This is a genomic window from Mesorhizobium sp. M00.F.Ca.ET.216.01.1.1 (assembly GCF_004010325.2).
GTDB lineage: Bacteria > Pseudomonadota > Alphaproteobacteria > Rhizobiales > Rhizobiaceae > Mesorhizobium.
In genome coordinates, this window is record NZ_SADR02000401.1 from 1 (window position 1) to 314 (window position 314).

1 protein-coding gene is annotated in these 314 nt (G+C 66.9%); it reads left to right on the forward strand.

Going from position 1 to position 314, the window contains the following annotated elements; all coding sequences use genetic code 11:
- On the forward strand, positions 1–314 hold a 314-nt coding region (locus tag EN859_RS36670; RefSeq protein WP_189502557.1), incomplete at both ends, for a trimethylamine methyltransferase family protein.

The following is a 314-nucleotide window of genomic DNA, read 5'->3' on the forward strand; positions in this document are numbered from 1 at the left end:
CGCCATCCGAATTACCGCGCGCTGAAGAACCCGTTCCTGCCGCAGCCGGTCTTCTCCGAGGACCAGGTCGCGGCGATACATGACACCGCGCTGCGCGTGCTTGAGGAACTTGGCATCAAGGTGTTGTTGCCTGAAGCCCGCGCCATCTACGCCAAGGCGGGTGCGCTGGTCTACGAGGACAGCCAGATGGTGAGAATCGGCCGCGACATGGTCGCGGCGGCGCTCGCCTCGGCGCCCCGCTCCATCCAGACGTATGGCGGCGACCGCTGCCGCGATCTCGCGCTCGAACTCGGCTCGATGACCTTCCTCGCCGG